This window comes from Flavobacteriales bacterium (assembly GCA_013214975.1).
Lineage (GTDB): Bacteria > Bacteroidota > Bacteroidia > DT-38 > DT-38 > DT-38.
The window spans coordinates 1-5,319 of sequence record JABSPR010000449.1 but is presented as its reverse complement, the minus strand read 5'-3'; the positions used below and the strand labels follow the sequence as shown (position 1 = coordinate 5,319).

Here is a 5,319-nt window from a genome sequence, read left to right as displayed (position 1 = left end):
ATGCTTTGTTAATTGTGAATTTTCAGGGATATGCATATGGTGAGAATGGAATTGCTCACCGATCTATCTATAATACTATGCTCGAAGCGGGGTTTTATTTAGATCACCACTCGGGAGTTAAAAAAGGAGATGATGTTGAAACGACAGACATCATCTATTTGGCAAGTATGAAGCCTTTTAATTTTAAAAAGCTTAGCAGAAGTAGAATGAATAATTGTTGTGTTCCTTTTCTTCATCATTTTTCTGATTATCCATTGGAGTTGGATCATCCTGCTTTTGAAAATGGTTATGTACTGCGTGACGATAAACCTATTTTGGATATGCTAAACCAAGGAATGATTTATTCTTGGAGAGTTGATTTAATACAATCGAATGTATTTGATGGGAATGGATACAAAAGTATCACATTTCTGTAAGATTATAGATTATTAGTACTTACCGACTCAGCTAGGTACGTTACCGTTTTCCAATTTCTAGTGGTAGTAGATACTTTTAATTTTTTTCCAAAGAAAGTATTAGAGAGTTTCGTTTTGCCATAACCTCCAGGACAGTACACGTAAATCGTTTTACTTGAAATAACAAACTCATCAGGTGAGAAATTGAAACTATTGAGTTTCGTTAAGTTTTTTTCTATTGGCTCTTCTTTTAGAAACGTAACATGGAGAAGCTTAATATCAATAGATGGATTGTTTTGAAGAAATGGGTTGTTTCTATCCGTATTGAGTAATTCTGCTTTGGTTAATACAATAACCGGTACTTCGAATTGGTAGGCTTTGAAAATGCTGTTTTGGATTTTCTTTTCGAGGATCAATGTGTTTTGTTCGGAAGAATAGAATATGATATTACCACTTTGAATGTAGGTTTCGATATAAGAAAAGCCTTCCTTTTTAAGTATATTCCTTAAGTCGGCCATTAGTATTTTTTTCTGGCCACTAACATTTATTCCTCTTAAAATAGCTACGAAATTCATTTTCAAGAGTGCCTGAATTCGACTAATTATTGTCCTTTATTTGCTTGATTTGTGCAATTAATTGTTTGCGAGCATCATCAATAGACTTGCATTGAGCTTCTTCTAAAGTAACCGCAATAATGAAAAAACGGTGAATTACATTTCTGGCAGCCGCGTAATAAGTTATTGTTTCGGGGTTTGAGCTGTTGGTCTTTTTAGCTAAGATTATCTTAAATTCTTTATAGGCTTTTGATTTTATAAAGTTGAGAGTTACCGTGGAATCTGCTTTGAATCTCTCGGTAAGGTCTTCTTTGAAATGTTTTAATTCTCCAACAGACGATACTTCACCGGTTTTTCTTTCCGGATAATTTTTATTTCTCGAATCAATATCAAGAGTTCGGATTTCTAATACTGTTTTAGTGTCTTGTTTATTTAATTCAAGACTGTATTGCTTTTGATAGCTCTTTTTAATGGTCTGCTTATCAAGTATGTGCCATTCTGATTTGCTATATCTGAACTCTCTGTTTTGAAGAAGTTCAAGCGTGCCAGTTTGTGCTGTCGCATTAATAGTGAAAAGGAAGAGTAAAAAGGTCAGTGTTTTTGTATGAAATATTGAATCCATTCTTTCTAAATCGGTTTACTTGGCAAATTTATTAAATTAACTAAACAAGAGAAGCCCATTTTAAAGGGATTGCATTCTTTTTCTAACATTAATATTGACAGGCCGATATCCAATTTCGTGCCAATTCTTTATTAAATTCGCGCCATGTTTTCAGTATCTAATTTATCAGTAGCCTTTAATGGCATAGACTTGTTCACCTCAATCTCTTTTATGGTAGGAGAAAAGGATAGAATTGGCTTGGTTGGCAAAAATGGTGTAGGGAAAAGTACCTTCCTTAAAGTGATTTCAAAAGAGATGGATCCCTCCGAAGGTAAAGTCTTAATACCGGATGAGAAAACTATTGGGTATTTACCTCAAGAAATAAAGTTTACAAGCGAGAGGTCTGTAATTGAGGAGTTATTAACTGTGTTTGAGGAAGCTCAACAATTAGAAGGTGAAATTGAGGCAATAAATAAAGAGTTAGAGTATCGAACAGATTACGAAAGTGAGGCTTATTTTAAGTTGATTTCTGACGTAACGGAGAAGGGCGAGCGGTTAGGGTTCTTGGATCCAGGCAAGATGGAAGGTAAAACGGAGGTTATTTTAAAAGGACTGGGTTTTGCTCAAGAAGATTTTAAAAGATCCATAAAAGAGTTTAGCGGTGGATGGCAGATGAGAGTTGAGCTAGGGAAGCTATTGTTGCTTTCTCCTGATCTCCTTTTATTAGATGAGCCTACTAATCATTTGGATATTGAAAGTATACTTTGGTTTGAAGAATATTTAAAGACGTATAAAGGTGCCATTATCATGATAAGTCATGATCGTATGTTTCTGGATAATATTACGAAGAGAACAATCGAAATAGTAAATCGGAAAATATTTGATTACAAAGCTCCGTATTCTCGTTTCTTAGAACTTAGGCAAGAAAGAATTGATTTGCAATCAGCTGCTTTTTCGAATCAACAGAAGTATATCGCACAGCAGGAACGTTTTATTGAGCGATTTAAAGCCAAAGCATCGAAGGCAAAGTTGGCTCAAAGTAAAATGAAACAGTTGGAGAAAATTCAGCGGATTGAGTTGGATGATGTGGATACTTCACAAATTCAATTTCGATTCCCTCCAGCACCAAGAAGTGGAGATACTGTGATTAGGGCTGAACAAATGGCTAAGTCGTACGGTGAAAGAACAATTCTAAACAACTTAAGTTTTACTGTTGCAAGAGGGGAACGAATCGCTTTTGTTGGTAAGAACGGGCAAGGCAAGTCTACTTTGATAAAATTAATTACTGGAGAAGAATCATTTGATGGTGAACTTAATGTTGGTCACAATGTTAAACTGGGATACTATTCGCAAATGCAGGAGCAAGCTTTGGATCCCAAAATGTCTGTATTTGATACTATTGATGATGTTGCAACAGGAGAGTGGCGAAGTGTATCTCGAATTAGAGGTTTGTTGGGATCATTTTTGTTTGGAGAAAATGATATAGACAAAAAAGTAAGTGTTTTAAGTGGAGGAGAGAAAGCTCGTTTGGTATTAGCTAAGCTAATGTTAAAGCCTATTAATTTGTTAATTCTTGATGAGCCTACAAATCACTTAGATATTGCTTCAAAGGATGTATTGAAACAAGCATTGTTGAATTATGATGGGACATTAATTTTGGTTTCTCATGATAGGTCGTTCCTTAAAGGAATGGTAGAACGTATATTCGAATTCGACAATGGGAGAATCAACGATAAACTGGGAACGATAGAAGATTTCTTAAGCTCTAGGCAGGCAGATTCGTTTCGAAGTTATGAGAGTAATGATCTTGAAAAGAAAAGTCCTAAATCAAAACAGAAAGAGAAAACTTCCGATACTGTAAGTCAAAAGGTTAACCAGGATTCAGGACGAAATAAAAACGATCAGCGAAAAGCAATTAAAAACCTTGAGCGAAGCATAGAAAAGTACGAAGAGGAATTAGCTGCCATGGAGGTAAAGATGAATGCTGAGGGGTTTTACGACGATAAGAAAGCAGCAGACGGGATGATGTGGAAGCACAAAGAACTAAAAAAGAAGGTTGAGCAAAAAATGGCTGAATGGGAGAAACTCCAAGGAGATAACTAGCCTCTACTTTCCATTGTTTTTCATGTGGTTGTAAATAACAGGAAGACCTTCAGATAGTTTCGTTTCTGGTCTATACCCAATGGTATTAAATAACTTGTCCGAATTACCAACTCTTCTTTCAACTTCGTAATCGTATCGCTTTCTAGGGGCTTCTATTAGGGATATTTTTGATTTCGAATTGGTAACGCTTACTATTTCTGTAGCTAGGTCTTTTATCGTTAGTTCATTTTCCTGGGCAACATTGAAAATTTCACATCCTTTTACATCCATGCAAGTTCTAATACATGCTTCAATAGTATCGTCGATATAGGTAAAATCGCGTGTTTGTCTTCCATCACCATAAACAGTAATGTTCTGACCGGCCAAAGCTTGCTCAAAGAAACGAGGTGTTACCATTCTTGCATCTTGGTTAATTCCATAGACATTGAAAAAACGAAGTGACGTAGAGAGCATTCCTTTTTCTTCATAGAGGGCAGCCAGATATATTTCGTTGTAACGTTTTGCAATGGCATAACTAGTTCTAGGATCCAACTGAATGTTTTCGACAACACTTTGCTCTATAGCAGAATGTCCATATACACCACTTGTTGAAGCATAAACTACTTTTTCTACACCGTTTTTAAGAACAGCATCCACAATGTTTTGCATGCCAACAGTTTCAACTTCCATCGTTTCTACAGGGTGATCCGCAACTACGTCGACACCCAATATCGCAGCAAGATGAAAGATGTAATCGCAGTTTTTCGTGAGCTTCATCACTTTGTTGCCATCTCTAATATCAACCTTGTGAAGTTCAATGTTTTTTTGAACATCATGATCGATTTTATTACCACGTAAGAGTATGTCAAGAACTTTAACATTGTGGCCTTCCTGAACCAGTCGTTTAACGAGATGACTTCCGATAAATCCTGCTCCTCCTGTAACTAAAATATTACTCATGCTATAAATTCTGGTAATGCAATAAATGCGAGTTGTGTTATATGAATGTAAGTTAAAATAACTAAAAGTACTTGGTTAGTTTAAATTGTTTTACCTTGGTTTTGATAACTAAACGAATCTTTAATCAAAGAGTTTTATAAAATATTAAGCTTTGATCTTTACTCACGAACGATATGCAAAAACAGTAGTTTTTTCTCATGTGTGGAATTAATGGTATTGTAGGATTAGAAAGGGAGAAGTCAGAACCCTTTGTTTCAATAATGAATAAGGCTCTTGCCCATCGCGGACCAGATAATGACGGGATATGGGTAGGTGAGAACGTTGCGTTAGGGCATAGAAGGCTTTCTGTCATAGATCTGTCTTCGGCAAGTAATCAGCCAATGATTGATCCAGACGATAACCTAGTCCTTGTGTACAATGGTGAGCTTTACAATTACCAAAAGTTAAAGAATGAACTGACCGATTATTCGTTTCGAACAAATAGTGATAGTGAGGTAGTTTTGGCTGCGTACAAGAAGTGGGGAGGTAAATGCTTGCAACGATTTAATGGGATGTATGCATTTGCTGTCTATAATAAATCGACCAACGAGTTGTTTATAGGTAGAGACAGGATAGGAATCAAGCCTTTGTATTATTATTATTCCAATAACGTATTGGTTTTTTCTTCCGAAATAAGGGCTTTGTTAGGATCTGGAATTGTGCCTAGAAAGTTAAATAAAAACTGTTT

Annotated in this window: 6 protein-coding genes; 3 read left to right on the top strand and 3 right to left on the bottom strand. The window is 35.7% G+C overall.

What is annotated here, in order from left to right; all coding sequences use genetic code 11:
- Positions 1–14 precede the first annotated feature (14 nt).
- Positions 15–416 carry a hypothetical protein gene (locus HRT72_13985; GenBank protein NQY68819.1) on the top strand — a complete coding sequence of 134 codons (402 nt, stop codon included), beginning with the start codon at positions 15–17 and terminating at the stop codon, positions 414–416.
- 2 nt (positions 417–418) lie between these two features.
- Here HRT72_13985 and HRT72_13980 read toward each other — a convergent pair whose 3' ends face one another.
- Both HRT72_13980 and HRT72_13975 read right to left on the bottom strand, forming a co-directional pair.
- Complete coding sequence (locus HRT72_13980; GenBank protein NQY68818.1) at positions 419–970, bottom strand: DUF1697 domain-containing protein; 552 nt, start codon at positions 968–970, stop codon at positions 419–421.
- Between the two features lie 22 nt (positions 971–992).
- Positions 993–1,571, bottom strand: coding sequence for a hypothetical protein (locus HRT72_13975; protein NQY68817.1), 579 nt, complete (start codon positions 1,569–1,571; stop codon positions 993–995).
- 144 nt (positions 1,572–1,715) lie between these two features.
- Here HRT72_13975 and HRT72_13970 point away from each other — a divergent pair, with 144 nt between their 5' ends.
- Complete coding sequence (locus HRT72_13970; protein NQY68816.1) at positions 1,716–3,653, top strand: ABC-F family ATP-binding cassette domain-containing protein; 1,938 nt, start codon at positions 1,716–1,718, stop codon at positions 3,651–3,653.
- 3 nt (positions 3,654–3,656) lie between these two features.
- On the opposite strand, the gene HRT72_13965 is transcribed toward HRT72_13970, so the two are convergent.
- Positions 3,657–4,592 (bottom strand): NAD-dependent epimerase/dehydratase family protein, encoded by a 936-nt coding sequence (locus tag HRT72_13965; GenBank protein NQY68815.1) that lies wholly within the window; start codon positions 4,590–4,592, stop codon positions 3,657–3,659.
- Positions 4,593–4,789: 197 nt separating this feature from the next.
- Between HRT72_13965 and HRT72_13960 the strand changes: the two genes are divergently transcribed.
- A partial coding sequence (locus HRT72_13960; protein NQY68814.1) for an asparagine synthetase B occupies positions 4,790–5,319 on the top strand: 530 nt, incomplete at its 3' end.